We start from the raw sequence: 522 nt of genomic DNA on the forward strand, positions 1-522 counted from the left end.
TAAAATTCAAAAAAGAACCCCTTGCACATACTTATTTGGCGGAGGTTGTTCCTTTGCAAATGGATTATCGAGCCATTTGTGCAGGTCTACTTTAACAAAAAGATTAAGTCTGATAAAAGCTACTAAATTTGATAAATACCAAGCATGTTTGGCTTGTGCCTTTAGTGCTTTTAGGATGAGAATAGTTATAAGTGCTGTCCAAATCTGTATCATAACCGCATTTTGGCTCGTTCCGATAAAAGACTTTATGTGGAGTTGTTGTTTTATATCCCTGAAAAATATTTCTACTTCCCATCTAGCCTTGTAGAGTTCGGTTATGGTGTTTGCTGTCCAAGACATTTGATTTGTGATTACCTCAATGGTTTGACTGTTTTCATCGTCCCATAATGCAACTCTGCGAAGTTTTTTTGGATACTTCCCTTTTGTTTTGGTGCCTGTCAGTTCAATGACCTCATCTTTTAAAAGATGCTGATGCCTGTCTTCGGGCAGTTCCAGCTCTTTAATTGTTCTGAATTTTATATT

Annotated in this window: 1 protein-coding gene; it reads right to left on the reverse strand. The window is 36.8% G+C overall.

Annotated elements, in window-relative coordinates:
• Positions 1-6 precede the first annotated feature (6 nt).
• Positions 7-522 (reverse strand): transposase (locus ABD935_RS16560; protein ID WP_345194046.1); only part of this gene is annotated, 516 nt, incomplete at its 5' end.

Source organism: Algibacter agarivorans, from assembly GCF_039543245.1.
Lineage (GTDB): Bacteria > Bacteroidota > Bacteroidia > Flavobacteriales > Flavobacteriaceae > Algibacter_G > Algibacter_G agarivorans.